The sequence below is a fragment of the Sphingomonas sp. FARSPH genome (assembly GCF_003355005.1).
Classification (GTDB): domain Bacteria; phylum Pseudomonadota; class Alphaproteobacteria; order Sphingomonadales; family Sphingomonadaceae; genus Sphingomonas.
The window spans coordinates 836,527-859,461 of record NZ_CP029985.1 but is presented as its reverse complement, the minus strand read 5'-3'; the positions used below and the strand labels follow the sequence as shown (position 1 = coordinate 859,461).

Here is a 22,935-nt window from a genome sequence, read left to right as displayed (position 1 = left end):
GTTTACATGGGCATCCCATGGACAGCGACGTGACCGAGGCGCGCGTGGATTATGCCCGCGTCTTCACCCAGGCGATCGACCGGCTGCATGCCGAGGGGCGCTACCGCGTCTTCATCGACATCCTGCGCAACAAGGGCATGTTCCCCAACGCGCGCTGCTTCGCGGGGCATAACGGGCCCAAGCCGATCACCGTCTGGTGCTCGAACGACTATCTGGCGATGGGCCAGCACCCGAAGGTGATCGCCGCGATGGAAGAGGCACTGCACGACGTCGGCGCGGGTTCCGGCGGCACGCGCAACATCGGCGGCAACACGCATTATCACGTCGACCTGGAGGGCGAACTCGCCGATCTGCACGGCAAGGAAGCGGCGCTGCTGTTCACCAGCGGCTATGTCTCGAACGAGGCGACGCTGTCGACGATGGCGAAGATCCTGCCCGGTTGCGTCATCTTTTCCGACGAATTGAACCACGCCTCGATGATCGCGGGCATCCGCAACGCCGGGTGCGAGAAGCGGATCTTCCGCCACAACGATCTGGCGCATCTCGAGGAACTGCTCGCCGCGGAAGACCCGGCGGTGCCCAAGCTGATCGCGTTCGAAAGCGTCTATTCGATGGAGGCCGACGTCGCGCCGATCGCCGCGATCTGCGACCTTGCCGACAAATACAATGCTTTGACCTACCTCGACGAGGTGCATGCGGTCGGCATGTACGGGCCGCGCGGCGGCGGCATTTCGGAACGGGACGGCGTCGCGCACCGGCTGACGATCATCGAGGGGACGCTGGGCAAGGCATTCGGCGTGATGGGCGGCTATATCGCCGCGGACCGCACGATCGTCGACGTCATCCGCTCCTATGCGCCGGGGTTCATCTTCACCACCAGCCTGTCGCCGGTGCTCGTCGCGGGCGTGCTGGCGAGCGTGCGGCATCTGAAGGGCTCCAGCGTCGAGCGTGCGGGGCAACAGGCCGCGGCGACGACGCTGAAGGAAATGCTGCGCGATGCGGGGCTGCCGGTGATGCTGGGCGAGACGCATATCGTCCCGGTGATGGTCGGCGATCCGGTCAAGGCGAAGAAGATCAGCGACATCCTGCTCGCCGAATATGGCGTCTACGTCCAGCCGATCAATTATCCGACCGTGCCGCGCGGCACCGAGCGGCTGCGCTTCACGCCCGGGCCGAGCCACGATGAGGCGATGATGCGCGACCTGACCGACGCGCTCGTCGAAATCTGGGGCCGGCTCGACCTGCGCAAGGCGGCGTAGCGCCGCCTCAGGCCACCAGCCCGCATGCGATGGTGAGCAAGCCGAGGCCGATCGACAGCGGCCCGCGCATCGCCAGCCAGCCTTTCGGCGCGACGCCCGTCGTCGCCAGCCAGCGGTCGACGCGGAGCGTCAGGAACAGCGCGACGCCCATCAGCACCAGCGCCCATCCCACCGGCAGGACGCGGCAGATCGTCAGAAGGATCAGCGCCGAAGCGACCAGCGGCGGCGCCACGGCGAGGCCGGCGATGCGCCCCTGGCCACGATCCTCCACCTCGCCATGCGCGGCCTGCATCGCAAAGCCCCACCAGATGCCGCCGAGAAAGCTCAGGATCAGTGCGGCATAGCCGAACGCGAACATCGCGCCGAGGCCCAGCCGCGGGTCGAACACCGTGATCGCCACCGCCGCGACCTGTGGCAACAAGCCGGCATAGCCCAGGATCATCGCGGCTTCCCCGACCTGCGGAGCACGGGCCCGTTGCAGCCGCGCGGCGCGACGTTGATGCAGGTGAAGATCCATGCCGCAGCAACACGGCGCAACATGGACATGTTCCTTTGCGCGGCGGCAATATCTCTTCCTGATCTCGGCCACGCACGACGGTGGCATTCGTCGGGCAAGGCGGCTAAGGCGCGGCCACATCCGTTCACCTCTGCCGGGGATCACGACCGCCTTGCGCATCGCCATCGCCTCCGACCACGCCGCCGTCGCGCTCAAGAGCGTGCTCGCCGACCATGTCCGCGCCGCGGGTCACGAGCTGCTCGACCTCGGCACCGATTCGACCGCCAGCGTCGATTATCCCGACTACGGCTTCGCCATCGCCGCCGCGCTCGCCGACTGGCGCGCCGATCGCGGCATCGCGCTCTGCGGGTCGGGCATCGGCATCATGATCGCCGCCAACCGCAACCCCGCCTGCCGCTGCGCGCTCGTGTCGGAGCCTTTGTCCGCGACGCTGGCGCGCACGCACAACGACGCCAACGCCATCGCGATGGGCGCCCGCCTGATCGGCGAGGAAATGGCCAAGGCCTGCGTCGATGCATTCCTCGCCGCCGATTTCGCCGGCGGCCGCCACCAGCACCGTGTCGACAAGCTGTCGCAGGAAGGATGAACCGATGAGCACGCAGCCCACCCCCGCCAATGACGTCCGCGCCGACGGTTTCTTCACCCGCGGTCTCGCCGACGCCGATCCCGCCGTCTTCGCCGGCATCGCGCACGAACTGACCCGCGAACAGACGCAGATCGAGCTGATCGCCAGCGAGAACATCGTCTCGAAGGCGGTGCTCGAGGCGCAGGGTTCGGTGTTCACCAACAAATATGCCGAAGGCTATCCGGGCAAGCGCTATTACCAGGGTTGCGCGCCCTCGGACGAGGTCGAGACGCTGGCGATCGAGCGCGCCAAGCAGATTTTCGGCTGCGGCTTCGCCAACGTCCAACCGCATTCGGGCGCGCAGGCGAACGGCGCGGTGATGCTGGCGCTGGTCAAGCCGGGCGAGACGATCCTGGGCATGAGCCTGGATGCCGGCGGCCACCTGACGCACGGCGCGAAAGCGGCGATGAGCGGCAAGTGGTTCAACGCGGTGCAATATGGCGTCGACCCCGACACGCATCTGATCGACTATGATCAGGTCGAGGCGCTCGCCCTCGAGCATAACCCGAAGCTGATCATCGCCGGCGGCAGCGCCTACCCCCGCGTCATCGACTTCGCCCGCTTCCGCAGCATCGCGGACAAGGTCGGCGCATATTTCATGGTCGACATGGCGCATTTCGCCGGCATCGTCGCCGCCGGCCTGCACCCGACGCCGTTCGGCCATGCGCACGTCGTCACCACGACGACGCACAAGACGCTGCGGGGACCGCGCGGCGGCATGATCATGACCGACGACGAGGGACTTGCCAAGAAGATCAACTCGGCGGTCTTCCCGGGGCTGCAGGGCGGCCCGCTGATGCACGTCGTCGCCGCCAAGGCGGTGGCGTTCGGCGAGGCGCTGCGTCCCGACTTCAAGACGTACATCGCCGCGGTGGTCGAGAACGCCAAGGTGCTCGCCGCGACGCTCAAGGAGCGCGGCGCCGACGTGATCGCGGGCGGCACCGACACGCACCTCGCGCTCATCGACCTCCGGCCGCTCGGCGTCACCGGCAAGGACGCGGACGAGGCGCTGGAGCGGGCGGGCATCACCTGCAACAAGAACGGCATCCCCAACGACCCGCTGCCGCCGATGAAGACCAGCGGCATCCGCGTCGGTTCGCCCGCCGGCACGACGCGCGGCTTCGGCCCGGCCGAATTCCGCGAGATCGGCCATATGGTCGCCGACGTGCTCGACGGCCTGCGTACGAAGGGCGAGGCGGGGGACCCCGACGTCGAGGCGAACGTTCGTAGCCGCGTGCGCGCGCTCTGCGCACGCTTCCCCATCTACGAAGGATAAGCCATGTCGAAGATCGAAGAGGTCCAGGATACCGTCAAGAACACGCCGGGCCTGGGCAAGAAGATGGCCAAATATGGCGCGGTCGGCGCGGTGCTGGCGATCCCCGTGCCCTTCGTCGGGCCGGTGTTCGGCGCGCTCGTCGGTGCGGGCGTCGCCTATGCGCGCCGCAACAAGATCTGAAGAAGGCGCTGACGGACCGACATGCGATGCCCGTTCTGCGGCCATGAAGACAGCCAGGTAAAGGACAGCCGCCCCACCGAAGATGGGGCGGCGATCCGCCGCCGGCGCCAGTGCGAAGGTTGCGCGGCGCGCTTCACCACCTTCGAACGCATTCAGCTGCGCGAATTGTGGGTGCTGAAAAGCGAGAGCCGGCGCGAGCCGTTCGACCGCGAGAAACTGCTCCGCTCCGTCGCGATCGCGACGCGCAAGCGGCCGATCGATCCGGTGCGGATCGAGAAGCTGGTCAGCGGCATCCAGCGCCAGCTCGAAACCGCGGGCGACGGCGAAGTTTCGTCGAAGCGGATCGGCGAGATGGTGATGGACGGGCTAAAGGGCCTCGATTCGGTCGCCTACATCCGCTTCGCCAGCGTCTATCGCGACTTCAGCGAGGCGCGCGATTTCGAGGAATTCGCCGGCACGGTGGAACAGGCCGGGCGCGAGGGTTAGCGTCGGCGCGCACGCCCACAGGACCCCCGGCCAGACGAACCAAGGGACATGACCATCTCCACCCCACCCCCCGTCATCATCCTCGTCCGCCCGCAATTGGGCGAGAATATCGGCAAGGCCGCGCGCGCGATGCTCAATTTCGGGCTGACCGAGATGCGCCTCGTGGCCCCCCGCGACGGCTGGCCCAATCCGCAGGCGGGGCCCGCGGCGAGCGGTGCGGACATCGTGCTGGAACGCGCCCAGGTGTTCGACACGCTCGCCGACGCGGTCGCCGATTGCGCGCACGTCTACGCGACGACGGTGCGCAAGCGCGGCATCACCAAGCCCGTCGTCACGCCTGAGGAGGCGGCGCGCGCCATCCACGCCGAACCGGGCCGCTCGGCGCTGCTGTTCGGCCCCGAACGATCAGGGCTGGAGACGGACGACGTCGCGGTCGCGCGCACCATCCTCACCGTGCCGATCAACCCCGACTTCGGCAGCCTCAACCTCGCGCAGGCGGTGATCCTGTGCGCCTACGAATGGTCGAAGGGGCAGGGGCTCGCGCAGCCGCCGCAGGTCGACCTGCCCGACGTCGCGCCGCAGGCCGAACTCGATGGCATGATCGCCCAGCTCGACGGGATGCTGGAGGGCGCGGGGTATTTCTTTCCGCCCGATCGCACGCCGACCACGCGGCGCATGCTGCGCACGCTGCTTACCAAGCCCGGCTGGTCGAGCCAGGAGGTGCGCACGATGCGCGGCGTCCTCACCACGCTCGCCCGCCCGCGGGAACGATAGGTTCGCCACTCCACCCGTTCGTCCTGAGCGTGTGGAAGGACGTGCCCGAAGCACCGCGCTGCTTGGCCCGTGCTTCGACACGCTCAGCACGAACGGACTGAGGGTTACGCCAGCGGGAACCGGGGCTACCCCACCGCCGCCCGCGCGCCGCGCAAATCCTCGACGAAGCGCGCGAATTCCTCTTCCTTCTGCACCGGATCGGGCAGGCGCAGCAGGTAACTCGGATGCACCGTGATCCACGCCGCGCCGCCGTCGGCAAGCGCGATCGTCCGTCCGCGCTCGCGCCCGATCGTCACCGTCCGGCCCAGCAACGATCGCGCCGCCGTCGCCCCCAGCGCGACCGTCATCTGCGGCCTGACCAGCATCCGCTCCTGCTCGACCCACCATCGGCACGCGTCGATCTCGCCCGCCTTGGGCGAGGCGTGGATGCGCCGCTTGCCGCGCTGCTCGAACTTGAAATGCTTGACCGCATTGGTGACGTAAAGCCGCGCGCGGTCGATGTCCGCCGCGGCGATCGCACGGTCGAACACCTGCCCCGCCGGCCCGACGAACGGCCGCCCGGCCAGATCCTCCTGGTCGCCCGGCTGCTCGCCGACCACCATCATCGCCGCGTCCACCGGCCCCTCGCCGAACACCGTCTGCGTCGCGGGCTTGTAGAGCGGACAGCGCGTGCAGCCCATCGCCTCGTCGCGCAGCGCCTGCCACGCCGCGATGCTGTTGCCGCCCGGAGCGACGCGTGCCTGTTCGATCATCCCGCTCTCCCTGGCTTGCGCGCCCGCGATCAGGTCGCCGACCAGCGCGGTTTCCGGCATGTTCTTCCAATATTTGCGCGGCATCTCCTTCAGCATCGCGCCCACCTTCAGCCGGGCGGGATTGAAGATGCTGGCGTAATAGGTCTTCCACACCTCTTCGACCGGATCGCCCTCCGGCGCGTCGCCGCGCGTCGCGCCGGGCCCCTCCGACAGCGCCTTGCCGTCCCAGTGCAGCGACACCTCCGGCGTCAGGATCGACCAGCGCATCGAGGCGAAGCGGTTGACGAAGAACGCCGCATTGGCGCGCACGATATGATGCTCGGGCTCGAACCACGCGACGTAGCGGCTGCCCGCATCTTCCCCCACTTCGCGGAAACGCAGGAAGGCGCGCATCTTGTGGATGTCGCGCCGCACCGCCTTGGCCAGCGTCTCCAGCCGGCGGACGAGCGGATCGGCCTTGTCCGCCAGCAACCCCGGTTGCCGCCGCAGGCGCATCAGCAACGTGTAGAGCAGCGCGAAGCGTTCGGGATCGTTCGCCGGCACGACGCTGCGCGCCAGATCGACGAAGCCGCGCGGCACCGAAAAGCCGGTCGCGGCAGGCGCCGCGTCGACTGCTGCGTCCCCCGCTGCGGCAAACAGGTCGGCGGGCGCATCGCCAACCTGCCATACCACATCGTCCGGCGGCACGTCGGCCGCCGCCAGCGTGCGCGCGGCATCGCGCCACGCGTCGAAATCGTCGGGCGCGGGAAGCGTGACGACCCGCAACGGCGTCAGTCGCGCGCGTCGCCGCCCGGCGGGTTCGCCTTGGCGAGTTCCAGCTCCTCTGGCTTGCGCTCTTCGTAGACGTCTGCGAGCCGTTCCTCGGTAGCCTTGTCCAGCCCCTTGTCGGCGGCCGGGAACATCTCTTCCTCTTCTTCCTCGATATGATGTTCATACCGGTGGCGCATGTGGAAGAATTTCGATTCCCATTCGTCGGACCCGAAATCCAGGTCCATCATCTCGCCCAGCAGGTCGTCGACCTCCTTGTGCTCGGCGACCGAATGGCGCGCATCGTCGCGCAGGTCGGGTTTGCCCAGCATCTCGGCGTAGAGCGATTCCTCTTCCGCGGCGGCGTGGCTCTGCAGCTCCAGCCGGAACGTCTCGAACAGCTTCTTGCGCTTGGCGGTATCGCCCTTCAGTTCGCCGAGCTCCTTCAGCATCGCGCGCTGCTTGTCGTGATCGCGCTTCAGGTCGGCATAGATGCGGGCAGTGGCCATCGCGTGTCTCCTTCGCAAGGTTGAACGGCGATCCGACGGCGCCGTTTCATTCGCGAATCGTTCTCAACCTGCGCGTCAGGCCGCGAACAGCTCCAGCTGTTCGCGCTTGGGCGCGACGAGCGGGCGCAGTTCGGCGCGATCCGCGAGCATCACCGGCCGCCAGTCCTCCGCGACGATAAACGGCCGGATCTTCGCCACCGACACCGTCAGCCGCGCGACGTCGTCCAGCCGGAGCCGCCGCCAGCGCCGGCTGGCCAGGATGCGGTCGACCGCCTTCACCCCCAGACCCGGCACGCGCAGCAGCATTTCGCGCGGCGCGCGATTGACGTCGACGGGAAAGCGGTCGCGGAACTTGAGCGCCCAGGCGAGCTTGGGATCGATGTCGAGCGGCAGCATGCCGGTCGCCTCGTCGGTCGCCGCCATCACCTCCTGCGGCGCATAATCGTAAAAGCGCATCAACCAGTCCGACTGGTACAGCCGATGTTCGCGCATCAGCGGCGGGCGTTGCAGCGGCAGCACGGCGCTGGCGTCCGGGATCGGGCTGAATGCCGAATAATAGACGCGGCGCAGCCCGAAGCGGTCGTAAAGCGACGACGCGCGCGCGACGATGTCGCCGTCGGTCGCGGCATCCGCGCCGACGATCATCTGCGTCGACTGGCCGGCAGGGGCGAAGCGCGGCGCGGACTTGTACTTCTTGCGCGCATCGCCCGAATCGAGGATCGCGCCCTTGACGTCGCGCATCGCTCCCTCGATCCGCGCGCCGTCCTTCTCGGGCGCCAGCCGCTTCAGCCCGCCCGCGGTCGGCAGTTCGACGTTGATCGACACGCGATCGGCATACAGCCCCGCCTGATGCACCAGTTCCGGGTCGGCGTCAGGGATCGTCTTCAGGTGGATGTAGCCGCGGAACTGGTGATCCTCGCGCAGCGACCGCGCCACCTCGACCAATTGCTCCATCGTATAGTCGGAACTGCGGATGATCCCCGACGACAGGAACAGCCCCTCGATATAATTGCGCCGGTAAAAGGAGAGGGTGAGCGCCACGACCTCCTGCGCGGTGAAGCGCGCGCGGCGGACGTTCGACGATTTGCGATTGATGCAATAATGGCAATCGAAGATGCAGCTGTTGGTCAGCAGGATCTTGAGCAGGCTGATGCACCGGCCGTCGGGCGCATAGGCGTGACAGATGCCCATGCCCTCGGTCGATCCAAGCCCCTTGCCGTCGCGGCTGTCGCGCTTGGCGGTGCCCGACGAAGCGCAGGAGGCATCGTATTTCGCGGCGTCCGCCAGGATCGCCAGCTTTTCGCGGGTGTCGAGCTGTGCCATCGTGTTCCTTGTACGTTCCATCGTATTCGGCCGCAAGCACCGCGATGGCGATACGTTTTGCGACATAGTCGGCGGTCGCAGACACAAAGCGCGCTGGCCCGGTCATGCTGGCGCAAGGTGCGGTGTGGATAACGGGCGGGCAGGGGAGGCAAGGGAGCCCGATCATGCCCGAGACGACCTATCTCCTCGAACGTTCGCAACAGGAAGCGGTCCGTTCGATCCAGGCGACCAGTCCCGCCGCGGCGGTGGTCCATCAGGAACTCTGCCTGCTCTACGTCGGGCAGGCGCTCGCCCGGTTGGCGCGCCGGCGCGCCTGAGAGCGATGGCCGGCCGCCGGGACGCCGGCGGCCGGTGACGAGCGCACCTTTGACCGCTTGCATCGACGATGCCGGTCGAGGATGTGTCCCGTCATGCACGATCCGCTCAGCGCCGCCGCGCACGTCATCCAGCTGGCGCTGACGCCGATCTTCCTCCTCACCGCGGTCGCCTCGCTGCTCAACGTCTTCTCGACGCGGCTCGGGCGGGTGAGCGACCGCGTCCATGCGTTGAAGAAGGAACCGCGCGTCAACCAGCGGGCGCTCGCCCGGCTGCGCCGGCGCTCGCGCATCCTCGACGTCGCAGTGACGCTGGCGGCGGCGGCGGGGGCGATGACCTGTTGTTCGGCGATCACCTTGTTCTTCGGTGTGCTGCGCGATTCGGGGCATGCCGCGTTCCTGTTCGTGTTCTTCGGCGGCGGGTTGCTGTTCGCGGTGATGGGGCTTGCCTGTTTCGTCGCGGAGATCACGCTTGCCGGCCGCACGCTGCGCGACGAGGATGACGATACCGGCGCCGATCGCTGAGCTATTGCGCCGCGATCAGGCGTTCGGCGCCGCCCAGGTCGACCGACACCAGCCGGCTGACGCCCTTTTCGACCATCGTCACCCCGAACAGGCGGTGCATGCGGCTCATCGTCACCGCATTGTGCGTGACGATCAGATAACGCGTCTGCGTCTCGCGGCTCATCCGGTCGAGCAGGTCGCAGAAGCGTTCGATATTGGCATCGTCCAGCGGCGCGTCGACCTCGTCCAGCACGCAGATCGGCGCCGGATTGGTCAGGAACAGCGCGAAGATCAGCGCGACCGCGGTCAGCGCCTGCTCGCCGCCGGACAATAACGTCAGCGACTGCAGCCTCTTGCCCGGCGGCTGCGCCATGATCTCCAGCCCCGCCTCCAGCGGATCGTCCGACTCGACCAGCGCGAGGTGTGCCAGGCCGCCATCGAACAGCGTCGTGAACAGCCGCCGGAAATGCCCGTCCACCGCCTCGAACGCCGCGAGCAGCCGCTGGCGGCCTTCGCGGTTGAGCGTGCCGATCGACCCGCGCAGCCGGTGCACCGCCTGGCCCAGCTCCGCGCGCTCCGCGGCATTGTCCTGCCCCGCCGCCTCCAGTTCGGCGAGTTCGCGCTCGGCGACCAGGTTGACCGGCCCGATCCGCTCGCGATCGAGCAGCAGCTTCTCGTGCGCCGCGCTCTCCGCGGCCGGCGCGTGCACGCCGTCGCTCGCGAAGCCCAGCCGTTCGGGCAGCACCGGCGCCGGGCAGGCGAAGCGTTCGCCCGCCAACCGTCCCATCTCGACGCGGCGCAATTCCTGGTTCTCCAGCCGCGCCGCCGCGCCCGCGCGGCCCTCGCGCGCCTCCGCCAGCGCCGCATTGGCGCGCCGCTGCGCCGCCTCCGCCTGCTGCCGCGCCTCGTCCGCCGCGCCCTCCGCGGTCGCGAGCCGCGCCGCCTCGGCCCGGGCCGCATCGTGCGCCGCCCGCTCGGCGGCGATCGCCGCGTCCAGCGCCGCCGGCCGGCCGTCGACCGCCGCCGCCTCCTGCGCCAGCGCGGCGTCGCGCCGGTCCATCTCCGCGATCCGCCGTGCCGCCTCGCCCGCGCGCGCACGCCAACCGCGCGTTTCCGCCTGCACCGTCGCCAGCCGTTCGCGCTGCGTCTGCGCCGCGCGGTCGGCGGTGGCGCAGACGGTGCGCGCCGCCGCCACCGCCTGGCGCGCATCCTCCGCGACGCGGCCCAGCGCCGCCGTCGCCACCGCGCTCTCGCGCCCGTCGGGCAGCGCCGCGCGGGCCTGCTCCGCCGCCGCGCGTTCATTCGCCGCCTCGGCCGCCTCCGCCGCGACGCGCGCCTCGCGCACCGCGAGATCGGCGCGCTGTCCCGCCAGCCGCTCCAGCGCCGCTGTGGCGCGATCCTCGTCGCGCGTCGCCTCGCGCAGCGCGGCATCCGCGGCGGCGATGGCGCTGCGTGCCGCCTGTGCCGCCGCCCGCGCCGCCGCGATCCGTGCCGCGATCCCCGCGCAGGCACCCTCCGCCTGCTCCACCGCCGCCGTCGCCGCCGGGCGCGCCGCGGTCAGCGCCGCCAGCCGGTTGCGCCGTTCCAGCCGCTCGGCCGCCGCCGCGCCGCTGCCGTCCGCGACGAAGCCGTCCCAGCGGCGCAGCCGGCCGCCGTGCGTCACCAGCCGCTGCCCGACCGCCAGCGCACGCCCGTCGTCCGCCGCGACGACGAACACCTGCGCCAGCCGACGCGCCAGCGCCGCGGGCGCCGTCACCCGCATCGCCAGCGGCGCGGCATCGCCCGGGGCGGGCGGGTCGCCGGGCATCGGCGCGGCGCCCGGCCACGCCGCCAGCGCCGCGTCCAGATCATCGCCCAGCGCCGCCGCCAACGCGCGCTCATACCCTGCCTCGGGCCGGACATGGTCGATCAGCCGGTCCTTCCCCTGCCGCTGCGTCGCGCGGGTCAGCGCCGCCGCCTCGCTGTCGATCGCCGCCAGGTCTGCGCGCGCCGCCGCCCGCGCGACCTCCGCCGCGTCGCGCGCGCCCATCGCCTCGCGCTCGTCGCCCTCCGCCGCCGCCAGCGCCGCGCGTGCCGCCTCGCCGCGCGCCGTCGCCTCCGTCCGCCGCCCCGCGGCCGCATCGCGTGCGTGCGCCAGCGGCGCTTCCGCCCCCAACGCCGTCAGCTGCGCGGCGACCTCGGTCACCGCGCGCATCGCCCGCGCCTGCCGCGCCGTCGCCGCCGCCAGCGCGGCGTCCGCGACACGCACCTCCGCCGCCTCGCGCGCCTGCGCCGCCAGCCCCTGCGCCAGCGCGACCTCGGCATCGCGCGCCTGCCGCTCTGCCGCGGCCAGCGCCGCCTCGCGGGCGGGCGCCTCCGCCGTCGCCGCGGCGAGGCCCTGCTCCAGCGCCTTCGCCTCCTCCGCCAGCTGCGCCAGCGCCGCGGCGGCATCGCGCGCCAGCGTCCCCTCGCGCGCGCGATCCTCTGCGATCCGCCGCCGCTGATCCGCCAGGTCGGCGATGCGCCGCGCCGCCACGTCGCGCTCCGTGGTCAGCGTCGCCAGCCTGTGTCCCGCCTCGCTCGCCGCCTCGCGCGCGGCCAGCGCCGCGCCGCGCGCATCGGCGAGCGCGGTCGCCGCCGCCTGCTGCGCTGCCGCCGCCGCCTGTTCCGCCGCGTCCGCCGTCGCGACGCGCGCCGCCGCCGCCGCCGCCTCGGCGCGCGCCGCCTCCGCCGCGGCCACCGCCTCGCGCCAGCGGGCGAAGATCATCCGCGCCTCCGCCACCCGAATCTGCTCGGACAGCGCGCGGTATCGCGCCGCCTGCCGCGCCTGCCGGCGCAGCGCTGCGGCACGCACGTCCTGCTCCGCGATCAGTTCGTCGAGCCGCGCCAGGTTCGCCTCGGTCGCGCGCAGCTTCCCCTCCGCATCGCGCCGCCGCACGTGCAGGCCGGCGATTCCCGCCGCTTCCTCCAGCATCGCGCGCCGTTCGGTCGGCTTGGCGGCGATCACCGCGCCGATCCGGTTCTGGCTGACCAGCGCGGGGCTGTGCGCCCCCGTCGCGGCATCGGCGAACAGCAGGCCGACGTCCTTCGCGCGCACGTCGCGCCCGTCGATGCGATATGCGCTGCCCGCGCCGCGCTCGATCCGCCGCACCACCTCGCGCTCCTCACCGTCCGCGCCGTCGAGCAGGATCGACACTTCCGCAAAGTCGCGCGGCGGCCGTGTCGCGGTGCCGGCGAAGATCACGTCGTCCATCCCCGCACCGCGCAGCGACTTCGCGCTGTTTTCGCCCATGGTCCAGCGCAGCGCCTCGAGCAGGTTCGACTTGCCGCACCCGTTCGGACCCACGACCCCCGTCAGCCCCGGCGCGATGACGAGGTCGGCCGGGTCGACGAAGCTCTTGAAGCCGGCGATGCGGAGCCGCTTGATCTGCATGTCAGGGGAGGGCGCTACACCCCTTTCGGCGAAGCGTTAAGGGGGGCGGATCCGCCCGAGGGCGCCGGCTGATCTAGTATGTTTCTGGTATATAATGACCAGCGACCCGCCCGTGCGACACGATATACGTTGCCCCGGTGCTGTATCGTCTGCAATTCCGTTTGTTCGAACGCCGTACATTCCATAGTTTGGGCTGAACGGGTGGGCTGTGTTCTTTTCGCGACAGCCTTAATCCGACGTTGATAATGTCTGGAGAGCCATGAAGACGTTGTTTGCCCAGGCGAGAAGCGCGATCGATTTCCTTGAACAGCATCAGCTTGAACCGGATGCCGTGCATTATGCGCTGGCGCTGGCGCATCGATCCGGTGCGAATGCGGGCCTGACGGCGGAGATCACGCTGCTGGTCGAGGGCGGAGTTCGCCTGAATGCCGACCAGGCGCAGACATTGATCGCCCGGTATCTGACGCCGCAAGACCCGTCGCGGCGGCCGGGGATTGAGCGGGAACTGACGGCACATGCGACGCGGCTGGAAACGCTCGCCGGCGAAGCGCAGGGCGTCGCCCTGGCGGTGGGCGACGATGTCAGGCATGTCGTGCGCCATGCCGAAGGCGTGGTGCCCGGCGGCGATGCAGTGGTCAGCCGCTTGACCAGCGCGGAGGAGGAGCTGATCGAGCTGAAAGGGCAGTTTGAGGCCTTGAAGGCAAGTATCCGGTCACTCGCTCCGGAATCGGTCGGCCTTGAACACGATGGACTGACCAGCGCGCTCAACCCCGTCGGCGCGCGGCGTATATTCGAGCAGGTCGAACGGCACGAGCGCCGTTATGTGCTGCTGATGTTCAGCATCGACGGGCTGGTCGGGATCAATCGCGAATTCGGCGCGTCCGTCGGCGACAATGTCCTGAACGCCTTCGCCAACAAGCTGCGCAAGATTTTCCAGGATCAGGAACCGATCCGATGGTCCGGCAACGAGTTCGTCGTCGTCCTTCCGGATCACACGGTCACCGCGGCGCGCGGCCTTGCCGAAGAGGTGCTCTCGCTGGTCGAGCGACGCAAGTTCAGGCTGCTCGAAACCGGTGAATGGATCGGCACGGTCACCGGATCGGCATCGATCGTCAGCGATCAGGGCGACGATATCGACACGCTGCTCACCGCGTTACGCAAAAAACTGGTCGTGGCGGCGCAGCGCGGCGGCAACCACGTCGAGACGTAACCCCGTTCGCGGGGCCTGCCGAGAAAGCCGCAGCGTCCCCGAACGCTGCGGCTTTCTCCAATCTTACGCGCCCGCCGCCTTGAGCAGCGGCTCGAGCGCGCCCCAGGTGATCGCGTCGACCTTCTTGCCGTTGAGGATCAGCGTCGGCGTGCCCTGCACGGTGCCGTCGGCGCTCTTGTCGGCGGTCTGCTTGGTCCAGCGGTCGATCTGGCCCTGGTCGGCCAGGCACTGCATCGCCTTGGCTTCCGGGATACCGCGCTGCTTGACGAAGTCGATCAGGCCCATCTGCTGCGCCATCAGGCGGAACGCGTCGACGGGCTTTGCCGACTGGATCTGCTGCTGCGCCGCCGGGGACGCCGCCTGGATCTTGTCGAGGAAGCTCTGCTGGTTCGCATACATTTGCTCGAGCAGCGGGAAGAAGGCTTCCTTGCTGGTGCAATTGCCGAGCAACGTCGGCGGCATGTCGAGCGCGCCATGGACCAGGAATTCGCGGAATTCGAAGCTGACCTTGCCCGAGTCGACGTATTTGGTGGTCAGCGGCTGATAGCCTTCGCGGGCCAGCGCGCCGCACGTCGGGCACAGGCGCGAGCCATATTCGACGAGCTTGATCGGGGCATCGGGGTTGCCCATCACATAGCCTTCCTTGGTCTGCGCGACCACGTCGGTCCAATGCTGGCCGGCAGGCGCGGCGACGGCGGCGACCGGGGCTGCGGGCGCGGCGGGCGTGCCGGTATTGCCGGCATCGCCGCCCTTCGAACAGGCGACCAGCGCCAGCGGCGCAAGGAGGAGGGCAAGGAACTTCATAGCGGTGTTACGCTCCACGAAGGGGACTTGGGACGAAAGGAAACCGGGGACACGGGGAAAAACCGGACGAACGAGGCGCTCACTTGCCCGCCGGTGCGCCCTTGGCGCGCAGCACGGCGGCCAGCTGGTCCCACGCCATCGGCGGTTGCAGCTGGTTGTTGATGTAGAAGGTCGGCGTCGATTGCACCTCGATCGGCGCATCGCCGGTCATCGCGGTGATCCGGTCGACGCCCGCCTTGTCCGCGAAACAGGCGTTGATCTGCGCCGGGGTCAGTCCGCGCGCGCGCACCGCCTGCGTCAGTCCCGCGCCATCGGCCAGCGCGCGCGCCTGCGCGAGGCCCGGTTTGGCGTCGAGTTCGGGATGCGCCTGGGCGTAGCTCGACAATTTGGGCAGCCATGCCTCCTGCGTCGCGAAGATCATCGCGCTGGTCGGAAAGAAGCCCGCGGTGCCCGTGCATCGCGCCAGGATCGCCGCACCCAGATCGGCAGGATCGCGGATCAAGTGGCGATATTCCAGGCTGACCTTGCCCGATCGCACCATCTGGCCCTTCAGCGTCGCCTCGCTCTCCTTCGAAAAGGCGGCGCAGTGCGAGCAGGTGTAGCTGCCATATTCGACCAGTTTGATCGGTGCGGCGGGGTTGCCCAGCACGAAAGCGCCCTTCGCCGTCTGCGTGACATGGCGCGTCCAGTCGGCGGCCGGCGCGGCGGCGACCAGCGCGGCCGTCGTGGCGGAGGCGAGGAAGACGGCGAGGCCGGCGACGTACGGACGCATGACTTATCCTATCCTGGGCAGGCCGCGCGGCGTGGCGGCGACGCCTGCGGCAAGCGATTCGAGCACGGCGCGCAGCTCCGGATCGGCGATCGTCTTCAGCCCTTCGCCCATCTCGGCGGGGACCGGACGCACCGTATCGGTGGCGATGGGCGCGGCGCGGCGCACCGGTTTGGCGATCTCGCCCTGCCGCAACGTCAGCCGCGCGACCGCGGTATAGCCGAAGAAGCGGTTGACGCGCGCGACGATCTCCGGCGCGATATGCTGCATCATCGGCGCATGGCTGCCGCGCACCGTCACGGTCAGCGTGCCGTCCGCCTTCTTGCCGGGCGGAAAGCGCAGGGATTCGGGTGCGGACGCGCTCGCCCAGCGCTCTCCGACGATCTCCGGCCAGCGGCTTACCAGCGCGCTCTGCACGAAGCCGAAGCGGCGAAACGCCGCGCCGCCCACCGCGGGCAGAAGCTCGCTCACCGCGCGCGGGCGGTTGTGGCGGGGGGATTCGGTCTGGGGGGCGCGGCCGCGCTTGCTCATCCGCCGCTCCATGCCATAGCGGCGGCGTGGACGCTACACGCACTTGCCTGCCCGACGCGCCGATCGATGCGGGATCGATCGCCCCCGCGCTGCTCGACTGGTACGACCGCCATCGTCGCGACCTGCCGTGGCGGGCACGGGCGGGGGAGGCGGCGGACCCGTATCGCGTCTGGCTGTCGGAGGTGATGCTGCAGCAGACGACGGTCGCCGCGGTGACCCCGCGCTTCCTCGCCTGGACCGCGCGCTGGCCCGATTTCGCCAGCCTCGCCGCCGCGGACGAGGCGGACGTGATGGCCGCCTGGGCGGGGCTTGGCTATTATGCCCGCGCGCGCAATCTGGTGAAGGCGGCGCGCGCCGTCGTCGCGGACCATGGCGGCGTCTTTCCGCGCACCGAGGCGGTGCTGCGCACCTTGCCCGGTCTCGGTGCCTATACCGCCGCGGCGGTGGCGGCGATCGCGTTCGGCGAACGCGCGGTGGTGGTCGACGCCAATGTCGAACGCGTCGTCGCGCGGCTGTTCGCGATTGCCACGCCGCTCCCCGTCGCGCGGCCCGCGATCCGGGCGGCGGCGGACACGATCACCCCCGACGCACGCGCAGGCGATTTCGCGCAAGGCATGATGGACCTGGGCTCGTCGATCTGCACGGTGCGCGCGCCCAAATGCCTGCTCTGCCCGCTCCAGCCGCACTGCCGCGCGCATGCGCAGGGGCTGGCGGAGGCGCTGCCCGCCAAGGCCGCGAAAAAGGCGAAGCCGCAGCGTCAAGGCACGATCTTCTGGCTCGAACGCGACGGCCGCGTCCTCCTCGTCCGCCGTCCCGACACGGGGCTGCTCGGCGGGATGCGCGCGCTGCCGACCGGGCCGTGGCAGGAGGGTGCGCCCCCCGGCCTCGCCGACGCGCCCGCCGCAGCGGCGTGGCAGCTGCGCAACGCGACGGTCGCGCACGGCTTCACCCATTTCGACCTGCAACTCGCGCTTGCCGTCGCGCGCGCCGACGCGCATCACCGGCCTGAGAGCGAATGGTGGCCGATCGCCGATCTCGATGCGGCGGGGCTGCCGACCGTCTTCGCCAAGGCGGCGAGAGCGATCATGAGGAGGGAAGACTGATGCGCGTATCCATCACGATCAGCGCGGCGCTCGTCGCGCTCGCGGGCGCCGGCACGCTCGGCGCGCAGGCGCTCAGGCAGGAGACGCGCTCGCTGCCCGCGCGCGTCCCCGCACCCGTCGCCGCACCCGCGGCCGCGCAGGGCAATCCCGCCTTCCCCGGCACGCAGGCGCTGTTCGACGGCTACGTCCGCGACGGCAAGATGCCCGGCATCGTCGCCGCGTTCGGCATCGGCGACTATCCGACGCAGTTCATCGCCGCGGGCCGCATCGCGACCGACGCCGCCGCCCCCGCCGCGACGCCCGACACGCTCTGGCGCGTCTACTCCATGACCAAGCCGGTCACCGCGATGGCGGCGATGATCCTGATCGAGGAGGGCAGGATCGGCCTCGACGACCCGCTGTCCAAATACATACCCGCCTTCGCCAGGATGCGCGTCCTGACCAGCCCGGACACCAGCCTCGACACCGAGCCCGCGAAGAGCCCGATCACGATCCGCGAACTCCTCACCCACACGTCCGGCCTCGGCTACAACATCAACGCGCAAGGCCCGCTGCTCAAGCTCTACGAGGCGCAGGGGATCGTCCCCGCCGCGGTCAACAATGAGGTCGAGGCGCTCGCCCGCCGCACCCGCCCCGCGACGCTTGCCGCCTTCGCCGATCGCGTCGCGACGCTGCCGCTCGTCTATCAGCCGGGCACGCGCTGGCATTATTCGATCGGCCTCGACGTCATGGGCCGCGTCATCGAGGTGGCGTCCGGCATGCCGTTCGACCGTTTCGTCCAGCAGCGCATCTTCGACCCCCTCAAGATGACGTCGAGCTTCTGGACCGTCCCGCCGCAGGACGCATCGCGGCTCGCCACCAATTACGGCTTCGTCGGCGATCAGCTGACGCCGCTCGATCCCGGCGCGACCTCGGTCTGGCTGAAGCCGCCCAGCTTCCCGTACGGCGGCGCCGGCCTCGTCATGTCGGCGCGCGACTACGACCGCTTCCTGCACATGCTCACCGACCAGGGCAGTCTCGACGGCGTCCGGATCATGAAGCCCGAGACGGTGCGCCTCGCCATGTCCAACCTGCTGCCCACCGGCGTCACCTTCGGCGGCGTCGCGGGCAATACCGGCGGCACGCGCGCGGCGACGCCGATGGGCTTTGGCGCGGGCGGGTCGGTCTATCTCGCCGACGGGCCCGGCGGTGTCCCGTCGAAGGGCACGTACGGCTGGGGCGGCGCGGCGGGCACCGTCGCCTTCGTCGATCCGGTCAAGCGCATCCGCGGCACGATCATGGTCAATTACTTCCCCGCCGATCGCTGGCCGGTGCGCGAGCAGACCGTCGCCGCCTTCGCCGGCGACCTGACGCGCCTGCGTCCGTGAGCATGCATCCCGCGCCCGGCTTCACCGGCGGCACGCTCGATCGCGCCGACACGCTGCGCCACGATCCCGATGCCTTCGCCGCGCTGCTCACCCCGGCGGCGCGGCTGCTGCGGCTCGACGGGCTGATGCCGGCCATCGCCGACGACCGGCTCGTCTGGGGCAGCATCGCCGACGCGCCCGACGGCGCCGATTTCGCCCTCCTCGGCCTCGACGCCGCGGGCCGCGCGCATCTCGCCGCGATCCCGCCGGCGGGCGCCGAAGGGCAGGCGCCGCCGATGCGCAATCCGCAGCTCGTCGCGATCCTCGGCGCGCTCGCCCCCGGCGAGGCGGCGACCTACGCCGCCGCGCGCAGCCTCCTCGACTGGCATGCGCGCCACCGTTTCTGCCCGCGCTGCGGCGCGACGACGCACGTCTTCCGCGCCGGCTGGGGGCGCAAATGCGACGCCGACGGCACCGAGCATTTCCCGCGCGTCGACCCCGTCGTCATCATGATTGCCGAGCATGACGGGCGCGCCCTGCTCGGCCGCCAGCCGAGCTTCCCGCCCGGCCGCTATTCCGCACTCGCCGGTTTCCTCGAGCCGGGCGAATCGATCGAGGAAGCGGTCGCGCGCGAGATCGCGGAGGAAGCCGGCATCGCGGTGCGCGACGTCCGCTACATCGCCAGCCAGCCCTGGCCCTTCCCGTCGTCGCTGATGATCGCCTGCGTCGCGACCGCCGACGACGACGCGCTGACGCTCGACCGCAACGAATTGGAGGATGCGATCTGGGTCCCGCGCGCCGACGTCGCCCGCGCGCTGGCGGGCGAACCCGGCGCCTTCCTGCCGCCGCCGCCCTACGCGATCGCGCATACGTTGCTCAGCGTCTGGGCGGGCGAAGGGAATTGAGCACGGTGATCGCCGGACAGTAAAAAGGCGGCGCCGTAGCGCCGCCCTTATCTGGTGCAGACATGACTGCTTGTTAGCCGCCAGTACCGCGATCTCTGAAGCCCCAGGATCGCGCGAAGGCACGCTTTCGTCAATCCCCATCCCCGCCGCACCGGCGACAATTGCCTCCAAAACCGTGCAAATTCCCGTCGAGCGATTGCCGCGCCGGGCTTGCTCCGGTGGGCAAAGACTGGTGTCCTGCAGCCGTTGCCGGGGGATGGACGATGGTGTGGCGTTTGGGACTGGATGTCGGCACGAACTCGCTCGGCTGGGCGGCGGTCGAGCTCGATGCCGATACATTGAAGCCAAAGGGCTTCCTGAAGGCGGGATCGCGCATCTTCGGCGCGGGCATCGCGGGGGCGGGGCGCGATCCCAAGTCGGGCGCCTCGCTCGCCGTCGATCGCCGCGCGGCCCGCGCGATGCGCCGCGGCCGCGACCGGTTCAAGCAGCGCCAGGCCGCGCTGCTCAAGTACCTGCAGGCGGACGGGTTCTTCCCTTCGGATCCCGAGGCGCGCCGGGCGCTCGCCAACAAGGACCCCTATGCGTTGCGCGCCCGCGCGCTCGACGAGGAACTGTCGCTGCCCGAAATCGGGCGCGCGATCTTCCACCTCAACCAGCGCCGCGGGTTCCAGTCCAACCGCAAGGCGGATCGCAAGGACGACGAGGCGGGCAAGGTTGCGATCGGCATCGACCGGCTGCAAGACAGGATCGAGGAGGCCGGCGCGCGCACCTTCGGCGAATTCCTGCACCTGCGCCGCGAATCCGCCGAGAATCGCAACGCCATCCCCAGCGTCCGCACCCGCCTGCGTCCCGAAACGGGGGAGGGGGCGAAGGGCGACGGCTATGATTTCTACCCAGGCCGCGCGCTGATCCAGGCGGAGTTCGAGGCGATCTGGCACGCGCAGGCGCCACATCATCCCGACACGATGACGCAGGCGGTGCACGACTGCCTGTACGAGATCGTGTTCTGGCAGCGTCCGCTGAAAACGCCCGCGGTCGGCCGCTGCTCGCTGCCCCCCTATGCCGAAGAGCGCCTGCCCAAGGCGCATCCGCTGTTCCAGCGCCGCCGTCTGCTCGAGGAGGTCAACGCGCTGATGATCGTCCGCCCCGGCGAGGCGGCCGTGCGGCTGACGCCCGAGCAGCGCGACACACTCTACCGGCGCCTGAAGGACAAGCCGAAGGTTTCGTTCGAGAAACTGCGCAAGGACCTGAAGCTCGACCCCGCCGCACGCTTCAACAAGGAAAGCGAGCATCGCACCGAACTGAAGGGCGACGAGGTCGCCGCCGTCATGCAATCGAAGCAGCGCTTCGGCACGCGCTGGCTGCATCTCTCGCTGGATCAGCAATGGGACGTGATCGCGCGCCAACAGGCGGTCGAAAGCGACGCCGACGACGCGGCCTTCCGCGCCTGGCTCGAGGCGGTGCACGCGCTCACGCCCGAGCAGGCGAAGGCGGTCGCGCGCGCGCCGCTGCCCGCCGGTTACGGGCGTTTCGGGCTCACCGCGACGACCAAACTGGTCGCTGCACTCGCGGACGGACGCACGCCTGAGGGGCGCACGCCCGATGCCGCGCCGATCGAGCCGGACCGCGTCGTCGTCTACAGTGAGGCGGTCGTGATCGCAGGCTATGGTCACCACAGCGACCATCGCACCGGCGAGATATTCACTGACGCGGCGGGCCGTCCTGCGTTGCCCTATTACGCCATCCCGCTCGAACGCCATGTCATGCCCGGTACCGCCGACCCGCGCGAGGCGGATGACGCCGTGCGGCACGGCCGGCTGACCAATCCGACGGTGCACATCGCGCTGGGGCAACTGCGCCAGGTCGTCAACCGCCTGATCCGCGCCTACGGCCCGCCGCATGAGATTGCGGTCGAGCTCGCCCGCGAGCTGAAGCTGTCCGACGACGACAAGAAGCAGCGCAATCTGGAAAACACCCGAAACCGGCAGGATGCGGAAAAGCGGTCGGAGAAATTGCGCGAGATCGGTCAGCGCGACACCGGCGCCAATCGCGCGTTGCTCAAATTGTGGGAAGAGCTGAACCCCGGCAACGTGCTCGATCGCCGCTGCGTCTACACCGGCACGCAGATTTCGATCGACATGCTGTTTTCGAACGACGTCGAGGTCGATCACATACTGCCGTTCACCGCGACGCTCGACGATTCGAACGGCAACAAGATCGTGTGCATGCGCAGCGCCAATCGCGATAAGCGCAAGCGCTCCCCCTACGACGCCTGGGGACATACCCCTCTCTGGCCGGAAATCGCCGAACGCGCCGCGCGATTGCCGCGCAATAAACGCTGGCGATTCGAACCCGACGCGATGGAGCGATTCGAGAAGGAAGGCGGCTTCCTCGCCCGCCAGTTGATCGACACGCAATATCTCGGCCGGCTGGCGCGCGACTATCTGTCGTCGCTCTATCCCGTGCGCGGCGAGGACAGCGGGCGTGTCTGGGTATCGCCGGGGCGCCTGACCGAGATGGTGCGGCGAAAGCTCGGGCTCAACGATCTGCTCGGCGACCATAATCTCGGCGCGGACCAGCCGAAGAACCGCAAGGATCACCGCCATCACGCGATCGACGCGGTCGTGGTCGCGATCCTCGATCGCGCGATGCTGCAACGGATCGCGTACGAATCGGGGCAGGGCGCGACCGATGCCGACATGCTGCGCATCCTCGTGCCCACGCCGTGGGAGGGTTTCCGCGACGATCTCAAACGGACGGTCGACGCTATCGTCGTCGCGCATCGTCCCGACCATGGCACGGTGTCGAAGGCGGGCCTGCCCAAGGGCGGAGACAAGACCGCCGGGCGGCTGCACAACGACACCGCCTACGGTCTGACCGGCGCGACCGATGCGAAGGGCACCGATCTGGTCGTCCATCGCATTCCAATCGGATCGCTCAAGAAGGCCGCCGATATCGAACGCGTTCGTGATCCCCTGCTGCGCGACGCGTTGTCGGCTTTCACCGCAGGCTTTTCCGGCAAGGACTTCGAGCGGCGGATTGGTGAGTTCCCCGAATTGGGACCACTGGACTACCGGGGTATCCGCCGCGTCCGCATCATCGAACCGCTTACCGTCATCCCGATCCGTGACGCGGCCGGCCGCGCCTACAAGGGGTATAAGGGCGACTCCAACTATCGCTACGACGTCTGGGAAATGCCCGACGGCAAATGGCGCGCGACGGTCGTGTCGATGTTCGATGCGCATCAGCCGGGCGAGCGGCCCCGGCCGCACCCCGCTGCGCGCAAGGTACTCAGCCTGCAGCGTGACGACATGCTCGCGATCGACCGTGGCAGCGGCCGCGAACTGGTGCGGGTCGTCAAATTCTCCGACAAGCAGTTCGCCGTCGCAGCGCCCAATGAAGGCGGCGCGCTGAAGGCGCGCGATGCGGACGGCGACGACCCGTTCAAATACAGTTATCCGTCGCCCAATACGCTGAAGGCGTGGCAGGCGCGGCAGGTGCGCGTCGATCAGATCGGCCGCGTGCTCGATCCCGGCTTCCCTGCGCGCAAGACGGTGCGTCCGACGCGCAAGGCTGCGGAATAGGGGCG

The 22,935-nt window shown here is 69.8% G+C and carries 21 protein-coding genes; 13 read left to right on the top strand and 8 right to left on the bottom strand.

All coding sequences use genetic code 11. The features are described from left to right. The first annotated feature begins 17 nt into the window (after positions 1-17). Positions 18-1,259, top strand: coding sequence for a 5-aminolevulinate synthase (gene hemA, locus DM480_RS04265; RefSeq protein ID WP_269801933.1), 1,242 nt, complete (start codon positions 18-20; stop codon positions 1,257-1,259). 7 nt (positions 1,260-1,266) lie between these two features. On the opposite strand, the gene DM480_RS04260 is transcribed toward hemA, so the two are convergent. Next, on the bottom strand, positions 1,267-1,701 hold the full coding sequence (locus DM480_RS04260; RefSeq protein ID WP_232834115.1) for a DUF3429 domain-containing protein: 435 nt from the start codon (positions 1,699-1,701) through the stop codon (positions 1,267-1,269). 226 nt (positions 1,702-1,927) lie between these two features. Between DM480_RS04260 and rpiB the strand changes: the two genes are divergently transcribed. Genes rpiB through DM480_RS04240 form a run of 5 tightly spaced genes read left to right on the top strand, consistent with a single transcriptional unit; the run spans position 1,928 to position 5,117 of the window. Beyond that, a complete protein-coding gene (gene rpiB, locus DM480_RS04255; RefSeq protein WP_115377733.1) occupies positions 1,928-2,362 on the top strand; it encodes a ribose 5-phosphate isomerase B in 435 nt (144 codons plus the stop codon). A 4-nt stretch (positions 2,363-2,366) separates the two neighbouring features. Next, positions 2,367-3,677: a serine hydroxymethyltransferase gene (gene glyA / locus DM480_RS04250; protein WP_115377732.1), complete on the top strand. Its 1,311-nt coding sequence runs from the start codon at positions 2,367-2,369 to the stop codon at positions 3,675-3,677. 3 nt (positions 3,678-3,680) lie between these two features. Further along, a complete protein-coding gene (locus tag DM480_RS18225) occupies positions 3,681-3,857 on the top strand; it encodes a hypothetical protein (protein ID WP_198665895.1) in 177 nt (58 codons plus the stop codon). Positions 3,858-3,878: 21 nt separating this feature from the next. Next, on the top strand, positions 3,879-4,343 hold the full coding sequence (gene nrdR, locus DM480_RS04245) for a transcriptional regulator NrdR (protein ID WP_115377731.1): 465 nt from the start codon (positions 3,879-3,881) through the stop codon (positions 4,341-4,343). A 48-nt stretch (positions 4,344-4,391) separates the two neighbouring features. Next, positions 4,392-5,117, top strand: a complete 726-nt coding sequence (locus tag DM480_RS04240) for an RNA methyltransferase (protein WP_115377730.1) — start codon at positions 4,392-4,394, stop codon at positions 5,115-5,117. 125 nt (positions 5,118-5,242) lie between these two features. Here DM480_RS04240 and DM480_RS04235 read toward each other — a convergent pair whose 3' ends face one another. The 3 genes from DM480_RS04235 to DM480_RS04225 form a co-directional block, all read right to left on the bottom strand. Continuing rightward, on the bottom strand, positions 5,243-6,634 hold the full coding sequence (locus tag DM480_RS04235; protein WP_115377729.1) for a UdgX family uracil-DNA binding protein: 1,392 nt from the start codon (positions 6,632-6,634) through the stop codon (positions 5,243-5,245). A gap of 5 nt (positions 6,635-6,639) precedes the next feature. Then, positions 6,640-7,125, bottom strand: coding sequence for a hemerythrin domain-containing protein (locus DM480_RS04230; protein WP_115377728.1), 486 nt, complete (start codon positions 7,123-7,125; stop codon positions 6,640-6,642). A 75-nt stretch (positions 7,126-7,200) separates the two neighbouring features. Beyond that, a complete protein-coding gene (locus tag DM480_RS04225; RefSeq protein ID WP_115377727.1) occupies positions 7,201-8,448 on the bottom strand; it encodes a putative DNA modification/repair radical SAM protein in 1,248 nt (415 codons plus the stop codon). A 164-nt stretch (positions 8,449-8,612) separates the two neighbouring features. On the opposite strand from DM480_RS04225, the gene DM480_RS18065 reads away from it, so the two are divergent. After that, positions 8,613-8,765 (top strand): hypothetical protein, encoded by a 153-nt coding sequence (locus DM480_RS18065; protein WP_157968762.1) that lies wholly within the window; start codon positions 8,613-8,615, stop codon positions 8,763-8,765. A 93-nt stretch (positions 8,766-8,858) separates the two neighbouring features. Next, entirely contained in the window at positions 8,859-9,287 is a 429-nt protein-coding gene (locus DM480_RS04220; RefSeq protein WP_198665894.1) for a DUF2721 domain-containing protein, read from the top strand. A gap of 1 nt (position 9,288) precedes the next feature. Here the strand turns inward: DM480_RS04220 and DM480_RS04215 are convergent, their stop codons facing one another. Continuing rightward, positions 9,289-12,678, bottom strand: a complete 3,390-nt coding sequence (locus tag DM480_RS04215) for a chromosome segregation SMC family protein (RefSeq protein ID WP_115377725.1) — start codon at positions 12,676-12,678, stop codon at positions 9,289-9,291. A 259-nt stretch (positions 12,679-12,937) separates the two neighbouring features. Here DM480_RS04215 and DM480_RS04210 point away from each other — a divergent pair, with 259 nt between their 5' ends. Next, positions 12,938-13,888, top strand: a complete 951-nt coding sequence (locus DM480_RS04210; protein ID WP_115377724.1) for a GGDEF domain-containing protein — start codon at positions 12,938-12,940, stop codon at positions 13,886-13,888. Between the two features lie 63 nt (positions 13,889-13,951). On the opposite strand, the gene DM480_RS04205 is transcribed toward DM480_RS04210, so the two are convergent. The 3 genes from DM480_RS04205 to DM480_RS04195 form a co-directional block, all read right to left on the bottom strand. After that, positions 13,952-14,692 (bottom strand): thioredoxin domain-containing protein, encoded by a 741-nt coding sequence (locus tag DM480_RS04205; RefSeq protein WP_115377723.1) that lies wholly within the window; start codon positions 14,690-14,692, stop codon positions 13,952-13,954. A 79-nt stretch (positions 14,693-14,771) separates the two neighbouring features. Next, positions 14,772-15,464 carry a DsbA family protein gene (locus tag DM480_RS04200; RefSeq protein WP_115377722.1) on the bottom strand — a complete coding sequence of 231 codons (693 nt, stop codon included), beginning with the start codon at positions 15,462-15,464 and terminating at the stop codon, positions 14,772-14,774. 3 nt (positions 15,465-15,467) lie between these two features. Further along, complete coding sequence (locus DM480_RS04195; protein WP_232834114.1) at positions 15,468-15,992, bottom strand: DUF721 domain-containing protein; 525 nt, start codon at positions 15,990-15,992, stop codon at positions 15,468-15,470. A 26-nt stretch (positions 15,993-16,018) separates the two neighbouring features. Between DM480_RS04195 and DM480_RS04190 the strand changes: the two genes are divergently transcribed. The 4 genes from DM480_RS04190 to cas9 all read left to right on the top strand — a co-directional run bounded on the left by DM480_RS04190 (position 16,019) and on the right by cas9 (position 22,930). Continuing rightward, on the top strand, positions 16,019-17,095 hold the full coding sequence (locus tag DM480_RS04190; protein ID WP_115377720.1) for an A/G-specific adenine glycosylase: 1,077 nt from the start codon (positions 16,019-16,021) through the stop codon (positions 17,093-17,095). Continuing rightward, positions 17,095-18,462, top strand: coding sequence for a serine hydrolase domain-containing protein (locus DM480_RS04185; RefSeq protein ID WP_115377719.1), 1,368 nt, complete (start codon positions 17,095-17,097; stop codon positions 18,460-18,462). The genes DM480_RS04190 and DM480_RS04185 overlap by 1 nt, the downstream gene beginning before the upstream one ends. A 2-nt stretch (positions 18,463-18,464) precedes the next feature. Continuing rightward, on the top strand, positions 18,465-19,346 hold the full coding sequence (gene nudC, locus DM480_RS04180) for an NAD(+) diphosphatase (protein WP_115377718.1): 882 nt from the start codon (positions 18,465-18,467) through the stop codon (positions 19,344-19,346). Between the two features lie 263 nt (positions 19,347-19,609). Further along, positions 19,610-22,930, top strand: coding sequence for a type II CRISPR RNA-guided endonuclease Cas9 (gene cas9 / locus DM480_RS04175; protein ID WP_115377717.1), 3,321 nt, complete (start codon positions 19,610-19,612; stop codon positions 22,928-22,930). The last annotated feature ends 5 nt before the right edge of the window (positions 22,931-22,935 follow it).

Bases quoted from the DNA above. Each gene is read 5' to 3' on its own strand.
- DM480_RS18225 (WP_198665895.1), top strand. From the start codon at position 3,681: ATGTCGAAGATCGAAGAGGTCCAGGATACCGTCAAGAACACGCCGGGC.
- DM480_RS04260 (WP_232834115.1), bottom strand. From the start codon at position 1,701: ATGATCCTGGGCTATGCCGGCTTGTTGCCACAGGTCGCGGCGGTGGCG.
- DM480_RS04230 (WP_115377728.1), bottom strand. From the start codon at position 7,125: ATGGCCACTGCCCGCATCTATGCCGACCTGAAGCGCGATCACGACAAG.
- DM480_RS18065 (WP_157968762.1), top strand. From the start codon at position 8,613: ATGCCCGAGACGACCTATCTCCTCGAACGTTCGCAACAGGAAGCGGTC.
- DM480_RS04205 (WP_115377723.1), bottom strand. From the start codon at position 14,692: ATGAAGTTCCTTGCCCTCCTCCTTGCGCCGCTGGCGCTGGTCGCCTGT.
- nrdR (WP_115377731.1), top strand. From the start codon at position 3,879: ATGCGATGCCCGTTCTGCGGCCATGAAGACAGCCAGGTAAAGGACAGC.
- DM480_RS04240 (WP_115377730.1), top strand. From the start codon at position 4,392: ATGACCATCTCCACCCCACCCCCCGTCATCATCCTCGTCCGCCCGCAA.
- DM480_RS04220 (WP_198665894.1), top strand. From the start codon at position 8,859: ATGCACGATCCGCTCAGCGCCGCCGCGCACGTCATCCAGCTGGCGCTG.
- DM480_RS04200 (WP_115377722.1), bottom strand. From the start codon at position 15,464: ATGCGTCCGTACGTCGCCGGCCTCGCCGTCTTCCTCGCCTCCGCCACG.
- glyA (WP_115377732.1), top strand. From the start codon at position 2,367: ATGAGCACGCAGCCCACCCCCGCCAATGACGTCCGCGCCGACGGTTTC.
- hemA (WP_269801933.1), top strand. From the start codon at position 18: ATGGACAGCGACGTGACCGAGGCGCGCGTGGATTATGCCCGCGTCTTC.
- DM480_RS04195 (WP_232834114.1), bottom strand. From the start codon at position 15,992: ATGAGCAAGCGCGGCCGCGCCCCCCAGACCGAATCCCCCCGCCACAAC.
- cas9 (WP_115377717.1), top strand. From the start codon at position 19,610: ATGGTGTGGCGTTTGGGACTGGATGTCGGCACGAACTCGCTCGGCTGG.
- DM480_RS04215 (WP_115377725.1), bottom strand. From the start codon at position 12,678: ATGCAGATCAAGCGGCTCCGCATCGCCGGCTTCAAGAGCTTCGTCGAC.
- DM480_RS04210 (WP_115377724.1), top strand. From the start codon at position 12,938: ATGAAGACGTTGTTTGCCCAGGCGAGAAGCGCGATCGATTTCCTTGAA.
- DM480_RS04225 (WP_115377727.1), bottom strand. From the start codon at position 8,448: ATGGCACAGCTCGACACCCGCGAAAAGCTGGCGATCCTGGCGGACGCC.
- nudC (WP_115377718.1), top strand. From the start codon at position 18,465: ATGCATCCCGCGCCCGGCTTCACCGGCGGCACGCTCGATCGCGCCGAC.
- DM480_RS04185 (WP_115377719.1), top strand. From the start codon at position 17,095: ATGCGCGTATCCATCACGATCAGCGCGGCGCTCGTCGCGCTCGCGGGC.